At 62.2% G+C, this 16,498-nt stretch carries 19 protein-coding genes; 10 read left to right on the forward strand and 9 right to left on the reverse strand.

The genetic code is table 11. The annotated features are described in order from the left end of the window. Positions 1-57 precede the first annotated feature (57 nt). Complete coding sequence (gene gloB, locus DQ230_RS07915) at positions 58-825, reverse strand: hydroxyacylglutathione hydrolase (protein WP_113912041.1); 768 nt, start codon at positions 823-825, stop codon at positions 58-60. A gap of 98 nt (positions 826-923) precedes the next feature. On the opposite strand from gloB, the gene DQ230_RS07920 reads away from it, so the two are divergent. After that, positions 924-1,715 carry a methyltransferase domain-containing protein gene (locus DQ230_RS07920; RefSeq protein ID WP_113912042.1) on the forward strand — a complete coding sequence of 264 codons (792 nt, stop codon included), beginning with the start codon at positions 924-926 and terminating at the stop codon, positions 1,713-1,715. A 15-nt stretch (positions 1,716-1,730) separates the two neighbouring features. Here DQ230_RS07920 and DQ230_RS07925 read toward each other — a convergent pair whose 3' ends face one another. Then, a complete protein-coding gene (locus tag DQ230_RS07925) occupies positions 1,731-2,744 on the reverse strand; it encodes a glycosyltransferase family 8 protein (protein ID WP_162497397.1) in 1,014 nt (337 codons plus the stop codon). Positions 2,745-3,197: 453 nt separating this feature from the next. On the opposite strand from DQ230_RS07925, the gene DQ230_RS07930 reads away from it, so the two are divergent. The 6 genes from DQ230_RS07930 (at position 3,198) to DQ230_RS07955 (ending at position 8,587) form a co-directional block, all read left to right on the forward strand. Next, complete coding sequence (locus DQ230_RS07930; protein WP_113912044.1) at positions 3,198-3,758, forward strand: F0F1 ATP synthase subunit delta; 561 nt, start codon at positions 3,198-3,200, stop codon at positions 3,756-3,758. Continuing rightward, positions 3,759-5,297, forward strand: coding sequence for a F0F1 ATP synthase subunit alpha (atpA, locus tag DQ230_RS07935; protein ID WP_113912045.1), 1,539 nt, complete (start codon positions 3,759-3,761; stop codon positions 5,295-5,297). A 15-nt stretch (positions 5,298-5,312) separates the two neighbouring features. Next, positions 5,313-6,191, forward strand: a complete 879-nt coding sequence (locus tag DQ230_RS07940) for a F0F1 ATP synthase subunit gamma (RefSeq protein WP_113912046.1) — start codon at positions 5,313-5,315, stop codon at positions 6,189-6,191. 20 nt (positions 6,192-6,211) lie between these two features. Further along, positions 6,212-7,636: a F0F1 ATP synthase subunit beta gene (gene atpD, locus DQ230_RS07945; protein WP_113912047.1), complete on the forward strand. Its 1,425-nt coding sequence runs from the start codon at positions 6,212-6,214 to the stop codon at positions 7,634-7,636. Positions 7,637-7,694: 58 nt separating this feature from the next. After that, complete coding sequence (locus tag DQ230_RS07950; RefSeq protein WP_113912048.1) at positions 7,695-8,120, forward strand: F0F1 ATP synthase subunit epsilon; 426 nt, start codon at positions 7,695-7,697, stop codon at positions 8,118-8,120. 119 nt (positions 8,121-8,239) lie between these two features. Next, complete coding sequence (locus tag DQ230_RS07955; protein ID WP_113912049.1) at positions 8,240-8,587, forward strand: H-type lectin domain-containing protein; 348 nt, start codon at positions 8,240-8,242, stop codon at positions 8,585-8,587. Positions 8,588-8,651: 64 nt separating this feature from the next. Here DQ230_RS07955 and DQ230_RS07960 read toward each other — a convergent pair whose 3' ends face one another. After that, positions 8,652-9,668, reverse strand: a complete 1,017-nt coding sequence (locus tag DQ230_RS07960) for a ribose-phosphate pyrophosphokinase (protein ID WP_113912050.1) — start codon at positions 9,666-9,668, stop codon at positions 8,652-8,654. A gap of 109 nt (positions 9,669-9,777) precedes the next feature. Here DQ230_RS07960 and DQ230_RS07965 point away from each other — a divergent pair, with 109 nt between their 5' ends. Then, a complete protein-coding gene (locus DQ230_RS07965) occupies positions 9,778-10,371 on the forward strand; it encodes a 2-hydroxychromene-2-carboxylate isomerase (RefSeq protein ID WP_113912051.1) in 594 nt (197 codons plus the stop codon). Between the two features lies 1 nt (position 10,372). Beyond that, positions 10,373-11,209 (forward strand): alpha/beta fold hydrolase, encoded by an 837-nt coding sequence (locus DQ230_RS07970; RefSeq protein ID WP_113912052.1) that lies wholly within the window; start codon positions 10,373-10,375, stop codon positions 11,207-11,209. Here DQ230_RS07970 and DQ230_RS07975 read toward each other — a convergent pair. The 5 genes from DQ230_RS07975 to DQ230_RS07995 form a co-directional block, all read right to left on the reverse strand. Continuing rightward, complete coding sequence (locus tag DQ230_RS07975) at positions 11,206-12,246, reverse strand: threonine aldolase family protein (protein WP_113912053.1); 1,041 nt, start codon at positions 12,244-12,246, stop codon at positions 11,206-11,208. The two genes, DQ230_RS07970 and DQ230_RS07975, sit on opposite strands and share 4 nt — an antisense overlap. Next, positions 12,246-12,701 carry a YcgN family cysteine cluster protein gene (locus DQ230_RS07980; protein WP_113912054.1) on the reverse strand — a complete coding sequence of 152 codons (456 nt, stop codon included), beginning with the start codon at positions 12,699-12,701 and terminating at the stop codon, positions 12,246-12,248. Before DQ230_RS07980 ends, DQ230_RS07975 begins: the two co-directional genes overlap by 1 nt. After that, positions 12,698-13,636, reverse strand: a complete 939-nt coding sequence (locus DQ230_RS07985) for a bifunctional riboflavin kinase/FAD synthetase (protein WP_113912055.1) — start codon at positions 13,634-13,636, stop codon at positions 12,698-12,700. Before DQ230_RS07985 ends, DQ230_RS07980 begins: the two co-directional genes overlap by 4 nt. Before the next feature lie 72 nt (positions 13,637-13,708). Continuing rightward, positions 13,709-14,152: a MaoC family dehydratase gene (locus DQ230_RS07990; RefSeq protein WP_113912056.1), complete on the reverse strand. Its 444-nt coding sequence runs from the start codon at positions 14,150-14,152 to the stop codon at positions 13,709-13,711. A 141-nt stretch (positions 14,153-14,293) separates the two neighbouring features. Further along, positions 14,294-15,169 carry an HAD family hydrolase gene (locus DQ230_RS07995; protein WP_113912057.1) on the reverse strand — a complete coding sequence of 292 codons (876 nt, stop codon included), beginning with the start codon at positions 15,167-15,169 and terminating at the stop codon, positions 14,294-14,296. Positions 15,170-15,288: 119 nt separating this feature from the next. Here DQ230_RS07995 and DQ230_RS08000 point away from each other — a divergent pair, with 119 nt between their 5' ends. Continuing rightward, on the forward strand, positions 15,289-16,161 hold the full coding sequence (locus tag DQ230_RS08000) for a cation diffusion facilitator family transporter (protein WP_113912058.1): 873 nt from the start codon (positions 15,289-15,291) through the stop codon (positions 16,159-16,161). A gap of 33 nt (positions 16,162-16,194) precedes the next feature. On the opposite strand, the gene DQ230_RS08005 is transcribed toward DQ230_RS08000, so the two are convergent. Then, complete coding sequence (locus DQ230_RS08005) at positions 16,195-16,497, reverse strand: DUF1294 domain-containing protein (protein WP_203228024.1); 303 nt, start codon at positions 16,495-16,497, stop codon at positions 16,195-16,197. Position 16,498 lies beyond the last annotated feature (1 nt).

Below are 16,498 nucleotides of genomic sequence, written 5' to 3' on the forward strand. Positions count from 1 at the left end.
TTCGCAAAACGCGCCCAATTTATCGTGTCCGGGCGGTTTTGCAGTGTGGTTGAGGGGTCAAAAATGGTCCTTGCGCTTGCGGATTTCGGCAAAGACGGCGGCGTCGGGGGCGTCCTGCATGGCCAGATGCGCCCGGATGGCGGGATCGGCTGCGCGCAGGAACGGGTTGGTGGCCAATTCGTCGGCCAGCGTTGAGGGGACTGTGGGGCGGCCCTCGCGACGGGCTGCCTCTGTTGCGTCTGAACGGGATATAAGCGCGGAATTGCCGGGATCAACGGTCAGCGCGAATTTCGCGTTGGCGCGGGTATATTCGTGGCCCGAGTAAACGATCGTATCCTCTGGCAGCGCCATCAGCTTGCCGAGCGATTGCCACATCTGGTCTGCGGTGCCCTCGAACAGGCGCCCACATCCAAGCGCCATCAGGCTGTCGGCGGTAAATACGGCGCGGCTGGCCGGGAAATGCACTGCGATATGACCCACCGTGTGGCCGGACACATCCATGATATGCCCGGTCTGGTCGCCAATCTGAATGGTATCGCCATCTGCGACCGACATATCCAGCGGCGGCAGGCGATGGGCGTCAGCCGCTGCGCCGATGACGGTTGCCGGATGCGCCGCCAGCAGATCCTCCAGACCCTGAACATGATCGGCATGATGATGGGTCAGGACCACATGGCTGAGCGTCCAACCCCTTTGCTCAAGCGCGCGCAGGATCGGCGCCGCCTCGGGCACATCGACGCACAGGGTGGCGCCGCTGGCCGGGTCATGGGCTAAAAACGCATAGTTATCCTCAAGGCACGGGAGTGTCAGAATTTCAAATGGCATCGCGGGCCTCCTTATACAGCATCGGCGGTGCCTTGGGTGTTTGCGCGCCGCCTCTTCTAAGTTAGGGTTCAGCCTGACGGATCAAGGGCGCCACTGCAATGCATGTTGATGTGCAGGAGTTACGGAATTTCTACTACCGCAGCACGCTGGGCCGGGCTGTGCAAAAGACCGTGCGCGCCGAAATCGCCCGCATCTGGCCCGAGGCGAAGGGGCAGACGGTGGTTGGCTTCGGCTTTGCCGTGCCGTTCCTGCGGCCCTACCTGCACGATGCGCGGCGCGTTGTTGCGCTGATGCCGGGACCGCAGGGGGTGATGGCCTGGCCGCAGAAGATGCCGAATATCTCGGTCCTGTGCGAAGAAACGCTGTGGCCGATTGAGACGGGGCATATCGATAAACTGCTGGTCATGCACGCGCTGGAGGCCAGCGAACGGCCGGCCGATTTGCTGAACGAATGCTGGCGCGCGCTGGGGCCGGGCGGCTCGGCGCTTTTCGTGGTGCCGAACCGTGCCGGGCTGTGGTCGCGCAGTGATCGCACGCCATTCGGATCGGGGCGCCCTTACAGCCAGACGCAACTGGAGGCGCTGCTGAAATCGCACGGCTTCCTGCCGGAACAGCATGTGACCACGCTCTACCAGCCGCCCAGCACGCGCCGTTTCTGGCGCAAGACCGCCGGCATGTGGGAAAGGCTGGGGGGCAACCTGTCGATGGTGGTGTCGGGCGGCGTGCTGATGGTGGAGGCCACCAAGCGTGTCCCGGCGCCGCGCGGCCCCGGCCTGCGCGCCAGCGTGCGCAAACCGCTGGAGGCGCTCAGCCCCCGGCCCAAGCCGGTGGCGGGTCAGGCGTACGGCTCTCCGTTTGAGGTTGCGAACTCCATAGTGCAAGAAAGCTGACTGGCAGGCGGGCTATCAAAAATCGCCGCGCGGGTATTTCTGTTCCATTTTCATCCAAGTCTGAACGCCCAGCCTTCGGGATTTTGCCAGACGCCTTTCCACCTTTTTGCGGGACACCCATTCCCTGATATCGCTCTTGTGTTTGCGGAATGAGTTTCTGGGTTTCACTGGCGTGTATTTGGCTGTGAAATCGGTGTAGCCGAAATGTGTGGACAGAAAGTTACGGTATTCGGGAAAATACCTCTGGCGCAATTCTTCTTCAATGTCGTGCCATGGTTTGTTTCCGACAAAATGCAGGATGATGGGATCGGCCTTTTCCAATGCCTCGGTCAATGAGGTGAGCATCGGGAAGTTCCAGATAGGGCTGATCAACTTCACCTGATGACTGAAAATCATATTCAGGAAAGTCTGGTCATGAAGATCCAGATTTTCAACATTATCGCAGATCAGATCAAACGTGCCTTCCGGAGTCAGGATGGCATTATATGCCTGCACATCAATCAGCAGGAAACCTGCATTGAAATATCGATCCGGCGCTTTTGCGATGCGATCCCGGTAGTTGCGAGACTTGGAAGAGTTGTGTTCCGGCATCCAGACGTTCAGATCGGACACCGCAGCCAACGGGTATCCGTCCAAGTCCATTTCGAACACACCCTGAATACCCGGACGATTCAAATACATGTCAGCATCAAGATAACACAATCTGCGATATTCCGTCATCTCATGGGGCAAGAATATTCGAAGATAGGACTCGATGGATATTCTATCGTTGGTCGGCAGTTTGTCCGTGGAAATGAAATTGGCACGGCCAATACGCAGACCATCCGCAAGCGCGTCGGGCGTTTCGACATCCTCAGAGCAAATGACACAGATATCAAACGCGCGATCTTTTTCCTGCTCGATAATCTGCCGCGCCAGAAGCAGGCCGCATCTGTAGAAGTGGGCATCCCCCACGATGATGACAGCATCTTTGTGGCGGGCTGGCGTGTCGAACGCCAGATTGATGGTTTTCACTGTGTCTTGTCCCACTGGTGTCGGCTCCTTCTGTCGCCGTTCTGCAACATCTTCCCGATTAGACATGTCTTTGGCCAGCCTTGAATGTCAAGTTGGCGGATCGCGGCCCGACGGGCGGTCCAGCAGGATTGCCGACATGCCGCGCCTGACGCCCGCGACCGGTGCGTGACTGCGGGATTGACAGTTAGCGCAAACAATGCCCTGCTGGATTCGGAGCCAGGTCCGCGAGATTACATTCAGTTTTAGGATCTGTTGTGCGAAAAAAATGCTTAAAACCAGCATGATCCTGATAAGTTACTGTAAACCAACAGGCTTTTAAGTCGCTTGCGTATTCGCTAGCAACTTGCGAGGTGGGCAAGGCTCTGCTAAACCCACGCCGGATTACACTGATCAGAGTATGAATGCTCGCCAACGCCCCTCAGCCGCGCCCGCGGCTGTCGCAGGGGCCTAATTGTCGAAAGGGTGGACGTGTCCGAACCAGCTTCGATCTCCTCGGGTATCGCCGAACGCTATGCGACCGCGATCTTCGAGATTGCCCAAGAAAGCAAACGCCTGCCCAAGCTTGAAAGCAGCGTTGACGCATTGGCCGAAGCGCTGAACGTCAGCAGCGACTTGCGCAGCGTCATCTCCAGCCCGGTCCTGAGCCGGGACGAGCAAGGCAAGGCCATCACCGCCATCGCCGAGCACCTCAAGCTGACGCCCTCCTTGTCGCGTGGCATCAGCCTGATGGCGAAAAAGCGGCGTCTGTTTGCTCTGCCGCAACTCATTGCGCAGCTTCGCGCGATGATCGGCGAGGAAAAGGGCGAAGTTCAGGCCGAGGTCACCAGCGCCAAGGCGCTGACCAAGGCGCAGGCAGATCAGCTGACCAAGACGCTGACCGATAATATCGGCAAGGACGTCAAGATTAATGCGACCGTGGACGAAAGCCTTGTCGGCGGTCTGATTGTAAAGGTGGGCTCGAAGATGATCGACACGTCGATCCGCTCCAAGCTTGCATCGCTCCAGAGTTCAATGAAAGAGGTCGGATAAATGGGTATCCAAGCGGCAGAGATTTCTGCAATCCTGAAGGACCAGATCAAGAATTTCGGCCAAGAGGTCGAAGTGGCCGAAATCGGTCAGGTTCTGTCTGTCGGTGACGGTATCGCGCGCGTTCACGGTCTGGACAATGTTCAGGCCGGCGAGCTGGTCGAATTCCCCGGCGGGATCATGGGCATGGCCCTGAACCTCGAGGCGGACAACGTCGGTATCGTGATCTTCGGCTCCGACCGCGACATCAAGGAAGGCGACACCGTCAAGCGCACCAAGTCCATCGTGGACGTGCCGATCGGCGATGCGCTGCTGGGCCGCGTTGTTGACGGTCTTGGCAACCCGCTGGACGGCAAGGGCCCCATCGACACGACCGAGCGCGGCATTGCCGACGTCAAGGCGCCGGGCATCATCCCCCGCAAATCGGTGCACGAGCCGATGGCGACAGGCATCAAATCCGTCGACGCGATGATCCCGATCGGCCGTGGCCAGCGCGAGCTGATCATTGGTGACCGTCAGACCGGCAAGACCGCGATCGCGCTGGATACCATGCTGAACCAGAAGTCGATCAACGACGCTGCTGGTGATGACGAAAGCAAGAAGCTGTACTGCGTCTATGTCGCCATCGGCCAGAAACGTTCCACCGTTGCGCAGCTGGTGAAGAAGCTGGAAGAAACCGGCGCGATGGCCTATTCCATCGTCGTCGCCGCGACCGCCTCGGACCCCGCGCCGATGCAGTTCCTCGCGCCCTATTCCGCGACCGCGATGGCAGAGCATTTCCGCGACAATGGCCGTCACGCGCTGATCGTCTATGATGACCTGTCCAAGCAGGCCGTGGCCTACCGCCAGATGTCCCTGCTTCTGCGCCGTCCGCCCGGACGCGAAGCCTATCCCGGCGACGTTTTCTATCTGCACTCCCGCCTGCTGGAGCGGTCGGCCAAGCTGAACGAGGATAACGGTTCCGGTTCGCTGACGGCCCTGCCGATCATCGAAACCCAGGGCGGCGACGTGTCTGCATTTATTCCGACCAACGTGATCTCGATCACCGACGGCCAGATCTTCCTGGAAACCGAGCTGTTCTATCAGGGCATCCGACCCGCCGTGAACACCGGTCTGTCGGTCAGCCGAGTGGGCTCCTCCGCCCAGACCAACGCGATGAAATCCGTTGCGGGTCCGGTCAAGCTGGAGCTGGCGCAGTACCGCGAAATGGCGGCCTTCGCCCAGTTCGGCTCGGATCTTGATGCGGCCACCCAGCAGCTGCTGAACCGCGGCGCGCGCTTGACCGAGCTGATGAAGCAGCCGCAGTATTCGCCGCTGACCAACGCCGAAATCGTGTGCGTGATCTTCGCCGGCACCAAAGGGTATCTGGACAAGATCGCCGTCAAGGATGTGGGCCGCTTCGAGGCGGGTCTGCTCAAGCATCTGCGCGGCAAGCATTCCGACGTTCTGGACATGATCACCAAGGAAGACCCGAAGATCAAAGGGGACGCCGAGGCCAAGATCAGGGCTGCGCTGGACGAATTCGCCGCCGACTTCGCATAAAAGGGAGATAAGGCAATGCCGAATCTCAAGGACCTGAAAAACAGGATCGCGTCGGTCAAATCGACCCGCAAGATCACCAAGGCCATGCAAATGGTTGCCGCGGCGAAACTTCGCCGCGCGCAGGAGGCTGCCGAAGCGGCGCGCCCCTATACCGAGCGTTTCAACGCCGTTATGGGGCGCCTCGCGGCGTCGGTGGGCCAGTCCGAAGGCGCGCCCCGTCTGCTGCGGGGGACCGGCGAGGATCAGACCCATCTGCTGATCGTCATGACGTCCGAGCGTGGCCTGTGCGGCGGTTTCAACGCCAACATCGCCAAGCTGGCCAAGCAGGACGCCAACAAGCTGCTGGCCGAAGGCAAGACCGTGAAGATCATCACGGTCGGCAAGAAGGGCCGCGATTCAATGCGCCGCGAATACGGCAAGTATTTCGTGGATCATGTGGATTTTTCGGACGTCAAACGCATCGGCTATGCGGATGCGCAGGGCGTGGCGACCGAGGTGTTGAACCGCTTCGACGCTGGCGAATTTGACGTTGCCAAGATCTACTTTGCTGAATTTGAAAACGTCGTGACACAGATCCCGACAGCGCAGCAGATCATTCCGGCCAAGTTCGATGCGCCCGACACAGATGGCGGTGCTGAAACGCTTTATGACTACGAGCCGGACGAGACAGCCATTCTGGCCGATCTTCTGCCGCGCGGCGTGGCCACGGCGATCTTTGCCGCACTGCTGGAAAACGGGGCGTCCGAGCAGGGCGCGCGGATGTCCGCAATGGACAACGCAACCCGCAACGCAGGCGAGATGATTGACAAGCTGACCATCGAATTTAACCGCTCGCGTCAGGCTGTGATCACGAACGAGCTGATTGAAATCATTTCGGGCGCGGAAGCGCTCTAGAAACGAGACGGAGACGATACATGGCAAACGCAAAAGGCAAAATCACTCAGGTGATCGGAGCCGTGGTTGACGTTCAGTTCGGCGACCACCTGCCGCAGATCCTGAACGCCCTGACCACGGACAACAACGGCAAGAAACTGGTTCTGGAAGTCGCGCAGCACTTGGGCGAGAACACAGTTCGTACCATCGCGATGGACGCAACCGAAGGCCTCGTGCGCGGCCAGGAAGTGACCGACACCGACGGCCCGATCACGGTGCCGGTTGGCAACGCCACGCTGGGCCGCATCCTGAACGTTGTGGGCGAACCCGTCGACGAAGGCGGCCCCGTTGGCCGCGACGAAGAGCGGTCCATTCACGCCGACGCGCCCCCCTTCGCCGACCAGTCGACCGAGTCGATCGTTCTGGCCACGGGCATCAAGGTGATTGACCTGCTGGCCCCTTATGCCAAGGGCGGCAAAATCGGCCTTTTCGGCGGTGCCGGCGTGGGCAAGACCGTTCTGATCATGGAACTGATCAACAACATCGCCAAGGTGCACTCGGGCTTTTCCGTTTTCGCCGGTGTGGGCGAGCGGACGCGTGAGGGCAACGATCTTTACCACGAGATGATCGAATCCGGCGTTATCGTCCCCGATAACCTTACCGAATCCAAAGTGGCGCTGGTCTACGGCCAAATGAACGAACCGCCCGGTGCGCGTATGCGTGTGGCCCTGACCGGCCTGACCCTGGCCGAGCAGTTCCGCGACCAGTCGGGTACAGACGTTCTGTTCTTTGTCGACAACATCTTCCGCTTCACGCAAGCCGGTTCCGAAGTGTCCGCCCTTCTGGGCCGCATCCCGTCCGCTGTGGGCTACCAGCCGACGCTGGCCACCGACATGGGCCAGATGCAGGAGCGGATTACATCGACCAACAAGGGCTCGATCACGTCGGTGCAGGCCGTCTATGTTCCTGCGGACGACCTGACCGACCCGGCGCCTGCGACATCGTTCGCGCACCTTGACGCCACGACGGTTCTGTCGCGCGCCATTTCCGAGCTGGGCATTTACCCCGCCGTGGACCCGCTCGACTCCACCTCGCGCCTGATGGACCCGTCCGTTGTGGGCGAGGAGCATTATCAGGTGGCGCGTGACGTGCAGGGTATCCTTCAGCGCTACAAATCGCTTCAGGACATCATCGCGATTCTCGGCATGGACGAACTGAGCGAAGAGGACAAGCTGACCGTGGCCCGCGCCCGGAAAATCCAGCGATTCCTGTCGCAGCCCTTCGACGTGGCCAAGGTCTTTACCGGTTCGGACGGTGTGCAGGTTCCGCTGGAAGAGACGATTTCGTCCTTCAAGGCGGTTGTCGCCGGCGAATACGATCACCTGCCCGAGGGCGCCTTCTACATGGTTGGCGGCATCGAGGATGTGAAGGCCAAGGCCGAGCGTATGGCAGCCGACGCCGCATAATGCACCTGCCGGACCGCGCTGCGCGGTCCGGTATTCCGCCCAATGAAGGAGGCCACCAATGGCTGACACAGTGCAATTCGATCTGGTATCGCCCGAGCGCCTTCTGACATCCGTTCAGGCGCGCGAAGTGCAAATCCCCGGTGCCGAGGGCGATCTGACGGCAATGGCCGACCATTCGCCGGTCATCACAACGCTGCGCCCCGGTATCGTGCGCGTCATTTCGGACAAGGGCGAAGAAGAATACGCCGTCACCGGCGGCTTTGCCGAGATCAACGCCGATGGCGTTTCGGTTCTGGCCGAGCAGGCGATTCACCGCTCCGATCTGACCCAGGAGCATTTCAAGAAGCTGGTCGCAGATGCGACTGACCGTCTTGCGCGTGCGCAAGAGACGTTCAAGAATGAACCGGGCCCCGTCGATGACGCAGCCAAGCTGCTGGCCGACATGGTGGCAATGGGCGATCACATGGGCCTTAGCGGCTACTAAACCGCCGCATCTGTGCAAGATCCTGACAAAGGCCCGCGTTTCGCGGGCCTTTTCCATTTTCGATCACAGTTTCGCCTAGAATCTGGACTATGTTGATATTTGGGTAATGGTTGAGTGCTATGAAAAGATTGAACACAAGGCTATTGGGTGTTGATCAGGGGGAGGCGGTGCTGTTTTCGGAATTTGAGAGCGGCGGCACCATGTGGACGGGGGAGGGGGAGCGTTCGCGCACCCAGGCTGTGGTGTTTTCCGAGCGATTCCGCGCGCCGCCTGCCGTGCAATGCGCGCTCTCCATGTGGGATATCGACAACAGCACCAATGCGCGGGTCGAGGTCAGCGCGGAGGCCATTACAGAAGAAGGCTTTACCGTTGTGTTTCGTACGTGGGCAGACACGCACGTTGCGCGTGCCCGCGTCTGCTGGATGGCAATCGGGGAGGTGTCTGGCGACGAAGACTGGGATGTATAGCAAACATGCGCGCCTGACCGCCGGACCATGACATCGCCCCGGCGGCGCCTAGTCGCGGCGCGGTTCAGTTGCCGAATTGGCCCTCATACACAGGCTCAAGCGTGGGGGTGTCGAACAGCGACGATACGGACGTTCCGTTCCAGATGTTCAGGATAGCCTGGGCAAAGACGGGCGCGGTGGGAATGATACGGATGTTCGGCGTTGCGCGCACGGCCTCGGTCGGGGCGATCGTGTCGGTGATGACCATGGATTTAAGCACCGAATTTGTCACCCGCTCGACCGCCGGGCCGGACATGACGCCATGGGTTGTGTAGGCATGCACCTCGGCGGCGCCGTTCTCGATCAGCACTTCGGCGGCCTTGCACAATGTGCCGGCGGTGTCGCACATATCGTCGATGATGATGCATTTCTTGCCGGTGACATCGCCGATGATGGTCATTTCGGCCACCTCTCCGGCCTTCTCGCGGCGCTTGTCCACGATGGCCAGCGGCGCGTTGATCCGTTTGGCTAACTCGCGCGCGCGGGCGACGCCGCCCACATCGGGCGACACGATCATCAGATCATCGAGGCTGCCCTTGAATTGCTTCATGATATCAAGGGCGAACACCGGCGAGGCGTAAAGGTTATCCACCGGAATATCGAAAAACCCTTGGATCTGGGCCGCGTGCAGATCCATGGTCAGCACTCGTTCGATCCCGGCCTCGACCAGCATGTTCGCCACCAGTTTCGCCGAAATCGGCGTGCGCGCCTTGCTGCGGCGGTCCTGCCGCGCGTAGCCGAAGTACGGGATGACCGCCGTAATGCGCGCGGCCGAGGACCGGCGCAGCGCGTCGGACATGATCAGCAGCTCCATCAGGTTGTCATTGGCCGGGTTTGATGTAGGCTGGATGATAAACATATCCTCGCCGCGCACGTTCTCGAACACCTCGACGAAAATCTCACCGTCGTTGAACCGCTCGACCCGCGCATCGACAAGGCCGACATTGACGCCCCGGTGCATCGACATGCGCCGCGCAATGGCTGTGGCGAGCGGCATGTTGGCGTTGCCTGAGATAAGCTTAGGCTCGGATGTGGATGACATGGCTGTGGTTCCCCCGGGGTGGCCGCATGGGCAGATTCGCTGCGTTGACACCGCTTAGCACGCGCGTAGGGTCGGGCAAAGCTACAGGTACCCGAAGGAGGCGTAAAACATGGCCCAGATAGATTATTTCTTCTCGATTCTCTCGCCCTATGCCTATCTCGCCGGAAACCGGCTGGAGGAGGTGGCGCGCGCGCATGATGCGCAGATCACCTATAAACCAATAGATTTCATGGCGGTGATGGCGCATCTGGGCGGTCCGGGCGGGCTGCACCCCGCGCGGCTGAGCTATATGTCGCAGGACATCGTGCGCCTGGCAGACCGGCATGGGATGCCGCTGACCGCGCGGCCTGCGCATTGGCCGGCCAATCCGGCGCCAGCATCCTATGCAATCATCGCAGCGCAGGCCGCAGGGGGCGGAGATACCGGCGCGTTGGTACACGCCTTCATGCGCGCCTGCTGGGCCGAGGACCGGGACGTGTCGGATGATGGCGTGGTGCGCGATTGTCTGCGCGCCGCCGGGTTCGATCCGGGCCTTGCCGATCGTGGCCTGCTGAGCGGGGCAGAAACATATGGCGCGAATAATGATGAGGCGATGCAGCGCGGCGTCATTGGCGTTCCGTTCTACCTGACGGGGGACGGCGCGGCGTTCTGGGGCCAGGACCGGCTGGAGGATCTGGACCGGCATCTGGCGGCCGGCGCCTGACATGCCATGCGCAGAAAAGGGCGGGTTCCCGACATTCTGGACAACCTGCGGCGAGGGGCCGCGCAGGGCGCTGATGATCCATTGCAGCCTTGGGGAGTCCGGCATCTGGGGCGGGATAGCACGTTCCTTGGCCGGGGCGCTGACAATGACAGCCTTCGATCTGCCGGGCCATGGGCGCAGCGTCGATTGGGACGCGCGCGGCGAGATGAGCGCTGTCTGCGCCGAAATGGCCGCCGACCTTGCCAGTGGCGCCGGCCCTGTTGATGTCATCGGGCACAGTTTCGGCGCCGTGATTGCCCTGAGGCTGGCGGTCGAGCGGCCTGATCTGGTCCGTTCTCTGGTGATGATCGAGCCGGTTTTTTTCGCCGCCGCGCTGCGTAGCCAGCCTGCCGCCTGCGCCGCGCATCTGTCGGAACAATGCGCCTTCGAGGCGGCGCTTGCGGCAGGAGATATGACAGCGGCGGCGCGCAATTTCATCGGCCAATGGGGCGGGGGGCGACCTTGGGAGAGTTTCAGCGCCGCCGCGCAGGCGCGCATGGCGCAGCAGATGCCGCTGATCGTGGCGGCGGGGCCGGCACTCTATGACGATGCTGGCGGGCTGCTGGAGCCTGGCGTGCCGGAGCGTGTCGATATCCCGGCGCTGCTGCTGGAGGGTAGCAACGCGCCCCAGATCATCCCGGCAATCAACGCGGCGCTGGCCGCGCAATTGCCCCGCGCCGGTCGCGGCGTGATCGCGGGAGCGGGGCATATGTCGGTGGCGACGCATCCCGACGAGGTCAGCGCGCAGGTGCTTGAATTTCTGGCCGAGGAGCAGACCGAAAAGCAGGCGCCGTGTTAACCCTTGGCCAGCGACACGAACTGGTCAATCATCTCATGCGTGATCGACCAGTCGCAGACCAGTCGCATCATCTGCGGCGCGTCCGGATCGCCCTCCAGATCACCCCAGAGCCGATACACGGCGCCGGCCGCATGCAGGCGCTGATGCACGTGGCGGGGCAGGGTGGCGAAAATCATGTTCGCCTCCGGCTCCTCCACAAACTCCAGACCCGCGACATCGCCCAGCCCGGCGGCCAGCCGTGCGGCGTTGGCATTGGCGGCGCGCGCCGCCTCCAGCCATGCACCGCCGTCCAGATAGCCCTGCATCTGCGCCGAAAGGTAGCGGTGTTTGGAGAACAGATGCGCGCCGCGTTTGCGCCGCAGCTCGAACTCCCACGCGTGTTTGGGGTCGAAAAAGATGACCGCCTCGACACCGGCGCAGCCGTTTTTCGTGCCCCCAAGGCTAAGCGCGTCGATGCCCGCCTTCCATGTCATATCGGCGGGGGAGCAGCCCAGCGCGACCAGCGCATTGGCAAACCGCGCCCCGTCAAGGAAGGTCGGCAGACCGTATTCGCGCGCCACGCCAGTCAGCGCGCGCAGCTCCTCCAGCGTGTAGATACGGCCCATTTCGGTGACTTGGGTAAGCTGTACCGGTCCGCGCTGCGAGGTATGCACATCGCCGCGCTCCCAATCCTCGATCCGGGCGCGTAGCTGATCGGCTGTCATCTTGTCGCCCGTCCCGACAAGGCTCAGCTTGGCGCCGCCGGTGTAGAATTCGGGGGCGTGGCATTCATCGACGTTGATATGCGCCAGCGGGGTGCAAAATACCGTCTCCCACGGCTGGGTCAGCGTCCCCAGCGCCAGCGCGTTGGCGGCGGTGCCGGTGGCGACCAGATAGACCGCCGCCTCGGGCGCCTCGAACAGCTCGCGGATCTGGGCGCGCACACCGTCCATGATGGCATCGGTGCCATAGCTGGGCTGAAACCCGGTATCGGCGGCAATCATCGCCTGCGCGACGGCAGGATGCATCGGGCCGGAATTGTCAGAGGCAAAATACATCAGGTCGGCTCCTCTATGATGTGGTCTTCCCAGTCGTCTTCGTCGATCTCGAACTCGGGCACCGTACGGCTTTGCATGGACACGCCAGCGTCATGCACGGTCTGCGGATCGCCGGAAATCAGCGGGTGCCAGTCGTACAGCTTCTTGCCCTGCCACAGCAGTTTGTAGGCGCAGGTTTCGGGCATCCAATACAGGTTTGCATCCATATTGGTCGGCTTCAAAACGATACATTCCGGCACGAACTGGTGGCGGATCGGGTATTGCGCGCATTGGCAGGTGCTGTCGTCAAACAGGCGGCAGGCGACGCGGGTCATGACCACCTCGCCGGTATCCTCGTCCTCCAGCTTGTTCATGCAGCATTTGCCGCAGCCGTCGCACAGTGCCTCCCATTCGGGGCGCGTCATGCGGGTCAGCGGCGTGTCCTCCCAGTAGCGGGGGCGCAGCGGGGCGCTCATAGCGCGGCCAATATGCGGCGGGCGTCGGCGCAGTCGGCGTCCATCTGGGCGATGAATGCCTCAAGGCTGTCGAATGTTTCCTCCGGGCGCAGGAAATCGACCAGCGCAACCGACATCTCGGCGCCATACAGATCGCCGGAGAAGTCGAACAGGAACGTCTCCAGATTGGCGACCTCGCCGTCGAACATCGGCCGCGTGCCCAGCGATGCCGCGCCGTGATAGAGGCCGGCATGCGGTCCGGTCAGCACATCCACCAGCACGGCATAGACGCCGAAATGCGGCGGATGCAGGCCGGTGATGGCCATGTTCGCGGTCGGATAGCCCAGCGTGCGACCACGCTGAAACCCCTTGATGACCGTGCCTTCGATCCGGTGCCAGTGGCCCAGCATTTCGGCGGCATCGCGCGGCCGGCCCTCGCCCAGGGCGCGGCGGATCGCGGTCGAGCTGACCTGCGCGCCGGTGGCCGACAGCAGCTCGGCAATGGTCACGTCAAAGCCCATCTCCGCCCCGAAATCGGCCAGCATCGCGGCCGTGCCAGCGCGCCCCTTGCCAAAGCAGAAATCGCGGCCAACGACGACATGCGACAGGCCCAGCCCATCGGCAATCACATCCTGCGCAAAGTCGCGCGGGTTGAGGGACGCCATATTTGCGTCAAAGGGCAGCTCGAACAGGATATCCACATCCAGCTTGGCCAGACGGCTGGCGCGCGCGGCGGGGTTCATCAGGCGGAAGGGCGGCGCATCCGGGGCGAAAAATTCGCGCGGATGCGGCTCGAATGTCAGGATGCCAAGCGGCGCGCCATTGCGCGCACCAGCCTTGCGGGCCTGCTCGATCACCGAACGGTGGCCCAGATGCACGCCATCGAAATTACCGATCGCGGCGCTGGCACCTTTGGCAGTGGCCGGGACGGCCTTGTAATCGTGAAAAATACGCATCCGGCAGGCGTAGCGCGGCCTTTGCGGGGGCGCAAGTCTGGATGCGCGCCCGGCGTCTTTGCTTGGGCGCGCCTAGTCGAACTTGCGCGAGGGCGCCATGACCATCGCCTCGCCGATCAGCACCTTTTTGCCGTTCACCATGCAGCGGCAATCCAGCCCGACGCGCCGCTTGGCGTGGTCGATCGAGATCACCTCGACCTCGGCATGGACCATGTCACCGGGGCGCACCGGCGCCAGAAATTTCAACGACTGGCCCATGTAAACGGTGCCGTGGCCGGGCAACTGTTCGCCGATGACGGCAGAAATCAGGCCGGCAGTCAGCATGCCATGGGCGATGCGCCCCTCGAAAATGGTGTCGCGGGCGTAATCATCATCCATATGCACCGGATTATGATCGGTCGAGACTTCGGCGAACAGCTCGATATCGCGGTCGGTGATGACTTTGCGCAGGTGCCGCGTCATGCCCATTTCGATGTCTTCGATGCAGATCGTGCCGCGTGGCATATTGTCCAACATGAGGCCCTCCGTCTGGTCCGGTGAGTAATAATAGGACGCGAAGGCGCCCGCTGTGGAAACTTTATTACTTCGCAGGCGCAGAAAATCAACCCCTAAAGCGGGGCTGATCAATTTGATGATGGGGTGGTGTGACCGGTGCGCTTAGCGCAGATGCCCTATCGTATAGGTGGGCGATGCGCTCTGACGGCTCAGATACGCCTCCAGACGGGCCGGGTCAGGTTGATCGCCTGCGTTCGTCTCGGACGCGGCCAGCCCGCCGGTGATGAACAGCGAATCAAGGTTTTCGCCCATAGCGCCCGCAACATCGGTGCCGATCCCGTCGCCGATGGCCAGAATTCCCTCTTCGGGGATATCCTTGCCAAGGGCTGCCAGTCGGCGCCGGGCCAGATCGTAGATCGGCGGATGCGGTTTGCCGAAATAAAGGCTCTCGCCGCCCATTTCGGTATAGAGCTGTGCCAGCGCGCCGGCGCACCATTCGCGCACATCGCCGCGATCGACCACGATATCGGGATTGGCGCAGAGCAGTTTCATGCCCTTTTGCTTGGCATACAGAAAATCGGGCCGGTTCACCGCCGGATCGGCCAGCGGATCGAACGGGCCGCAGCAAACGATGCCGGTGGCCTGATCCAAGGGCACGCGGGTGATGTCCACCGGATCGTCGATCACTTCCATCGGTTCGAAAAACCCGGCGTCACGCTCGGGCTCGCCCATGAAGTACACCTTGTCGCCGACCACGCCGCGAAACATCGCGGCACGTGCCGAATCGCCCGAGGTGGCGATGGCGTCATAGGCATCCTGTGGCACGCCGAACTGGCTGAGCTGCGCCGCCACGCCTTTGCGCGGTTTGGGCGAATTTGTGACCAGCACCACGGTGCCGCCGCCCGCGCGGTAGGTCTGCATTGCGGCGACCGCTTCGGGGTAGGCGGTGACGCCATTGTGCAGGCAGCCCCAAAGATCGACAAACAGCGCATCGTAGCGGCTGGAGACGTCGGCGAGCGATTGAATGATCTGGGTCATGGGCATCTTCCTCTGGCTTTGGGTCCAGATATGGCAGGCGCGCGGGCGCAAGGCCAGAGCGGATGCGGTTGCAGCGCGCCGCATCCCGGCGTTAGCTGTGCTGCACAAGGAGAGCGCATATGCACGATCATTCCGGCCACGACCATTCGCACGTCCCGCGGAACGAGACGAAGATCGCCATTGCCGCCGCCCTGACCGGTACGTTCATGGTGGCAGAGGTGGTGGGCGGGGTCATCTCCGGCTCGCTCGCGCTGATCGCCGATGCGGGGCATATGCTGACCGATTTTGCATCCCTGATGCTGGCGTGGCTGGGCTTCCGGCTGGCGCGGCGCCCGGCGGATTGGAAGCGGACCTATGGGTTTGACCGCTTTTCCGTTCTGGCGGCATTCGTCAACGGTTTGTCCCTGTTCGCCATCGCCGCGTGGATCCTGTGGGAGGCGATCCAGCGGCTGGGCGCGCCGCAGCACGTGATGGGCGGCGTCATGCTGTGGGTCGCGCTGGGCGGGCTGGCGGTGAATATCGCGGCGTTCTGGGTGCTGACACGGGGCGGCAAGGGCGAGAACCTGAACGTGCGCGCGGCGGCCCTGCATGTGATGGGGGATCTGCTGGGATCTGTGGCCGCGCTGGTGGCGGCGCTGGTCATCATCTGGACGGGCTGGACCCCGATTGACCCGATTCTGTCGGTGCTGGTGGTGCTGATCATCCTTCGCTCGGCGTGGAAGGTGGTGGCGCAGAGCGGTCATATCCTGCTGGAGGGCGCCCCGGACGGGTTCGACCGGCGCGCCGTCGCGGCCGACCTGTGCGCGGCGGTGCCCGGATTGCGCGATGTGCGCCACGTTCACGCGTGGTCGGTCACGCAGGAAAGGCCGATGGTGACGATGGTGGCGTCGCTGGAGGCAGGCACTGACATGGCGAGCGTCAAGGCCGCGATCCGGAGCCATCTGGAACAGCAACACGGGATTGGCCATGTCACGATCGAGGTGGAGAGCTGACGATTTTTCGCGAAAAATCGTGTCCCGCCTGCATCAGGCCGGGGTCATAACCGCTGCCACCGCGAGAAACGCCAGCGCCCAGCCCCAGGCAATGCCAACCAGATTGAGCTGCCACGCAAACGGCTGTTTGCGGGTCTTGTGCCGCAACATCCGCTGCGCCAGCTTGGCAGCGGGCCAGCCGCCGATAATGGCCAAGGTCAGCAGACGTTTTTCCGGGGTGCGCCATGCGCGGACGACAGACCGGCGTTTGTCGTGCCAGAACAGGATGAATGTGACCGCGTTGACGATCAGAAAATAGCCACCCAGCGCCGCCGGGTGGCCGATGCCCGCAGCCACG

The sequence above is a fragment of the Roseovarius dicentrarchi genome, from assembly GCF_003316635.1.
Taxonomy (GTDB): domain Bacteria; phylum Pseudomonadota; class Alphaproteobacteria; order Rhodobacterales; family Rhodobacteraceae; genus Roseovarius; species Roseovarius dicentrarchi.

What these genes read in the sequence shown, in the direction of transcription:
- gloB (WP_113912041.1), bottom strand. Translation starts at nt 825, where the DNA reads ATGCCATTTGAAATTCTGACACTCCCGTGCCTTGAGGATAACTATGCG.
- DQ230_RS07920 (WP_113912042.1), top strand. Translation starts at nt 924, where the DNA reads ATGCATGTTGATGTGCAGGAGTTACGGAATTTCTACTACCGCAGCACG.
- atpA (WP_113912045.1), top strand. Translation starts at nt 3,759, where the DNA reads ATGGGTATCCAAGCGGCAGAGATTTCTGCAATCCTGAAGGACCAGATC.
- DQ230_RS07940 (WP_113912046.1), top strand. Translation starts at nt 5,313, where the DNA reads ATGCCGAATCTCAAGGACCTGAAAAACAGGATCGCGTCGGTCAAATCG.
- atpD (WP_113912047.1), top strand. Translation starts at nt 6,212, where the DNA reads ATGGCAAACGCAAAAGGCAAAATCACTCAGGTGATCGGAGCCGTGGTT.
- DQ230_RS07950 (WP_113912048.1), top strand. Translation starts at nt 7,695, where the DNA reads ATGGCTGACACAGTGCAATTCGATCTGGTATCGCCCGAGCGCCTTCTG.
- DQ230_RS07955 (WP_113912049.1), top strand. Translation starts at nt 8,240, where the DNA reads ATGAAAAGATTGAACACAAGGCTATTGGGTGTTGATCAGGGGGAGGCG.
- DQ230_RS07960 (WP_113912050.1), bottom strand. Translation starts at nt 9,668, where the DNA reads ATGTCATCCACATCCGAGCCTAAGCTTATCTCAGGCAACGCCAACATG.
- DQ230_RS07965 (WP_113912051.1), top strand. Translation starts at nt 9,778, where the DNA reads ATGGCCCAGATAGATTATTTCTTCTCGATTCTCTCGCCCTATGCCTAT.
- DQ230_RS07970 (WP_113912052.1), top strand. Translation starts at nt 10,373, where the DNA reads ATGCCATGCGCAGAAAAGGGCGGGTTCCCGACATTCTGGACAACCTGC.
- DQ230_RS07975 (WP_113912053.1), bottom strand. Translation starts at nt 12,246, where the DNA reads ATGTATTTTGCCTCTGACAATTCCGGCCCGATGCATCCTGCCGTCGCG.
- DQ230_RS07980 (WP_113912054.1), bottom strand. Translation starts at nt 12,701, where the DNA reads ATGAGCGCCCCGCTGCGCCCCCGCTACTGGGAGGACACGCCGCTGACC.
- DQ230_RS07985 (WP_113912055.1), bottom strand. Translation starts at nt 13,636, where the DNA reads ATGCGTATTTTTCACGATTACAAGGCCGTCCCGGCCACTGCCAAAGGT.
- DQ230_RS07990 (WP_113912056.1), bottom strand. Translation starts at nt 14,152, where the DNA reads ATGTTGGACAATATGCCACGCGGCACGATCTGCATCGAAGACATCGAA.
- DQ230_RS07995 (WP_113912057.1), bottom strand. Translation starts at nt 15,169, where the DNA reads ATGACCCAGATCATTCAATCGCTCGCCGACGTCTCCAGCCGCTACGAT.
- DQ230_RS08000 (WP_113912058.1), top strand. Translation starts at nt 15,289, where the DNA reads ATGCACGATCATTCCGGCCACGACCATTCGCACGTCCCGCGGAACGAG.